The organism is Shewanella sp. T24-MNA-CIBAN-0130, assembly GCF_040310185.1.
GTDB classification, from domain to species: domain Bacteria; phylum Pseudomonadota; class Gammaproteobacteria; order Enterobacterales; family Shewanellaceae; genus Shewanella; species Shewanella psychromarinicola.
The window spans coordinates 1-273 of record NZ_JBEOPP010000300.1 but is presented as its reverse complement, the minus strand read 5'-3'; the positions used below and the strand labels follow the sequence as shown (position 1 = coordinate 273).

The following is a 273-nucleotide window of genomic DNA, read 5'->3' as shown; positions in this document are numbered from 1 at the left end:
ACATTGGACTTAAAAATTTACGACGTAAGAATAATGAGAGAAAAAAGCTGGCACAAAGAGATGATAATAGTAATAGCACAATAAATTGGCCGTAAAATGTAATTCTATCAGTGATAATGCTGTCATCTACTGATATGTGTAAATCACCATATTGTTGCTTGTCGAGTGTCAATGGTGTCATCACTTGAGTGATGTCATTAAGGTCGTCATCAATCTGGGTCATAGAAGGGCGCTTTGATAATGCCTGAGCTAACACAACACCTTCAACATTAG

General features: G+C 36.6%; 1 pseudogene. It reads right to left on the bottom strand.

Going from position 1 to position 273, the window contains the following annotated elements:
- Window positions 1-273: pseudogene (locus tag AAEZ02_RS22470) on the bottom strand (GGDEF domain-containing protein); the annotation flags it as partial.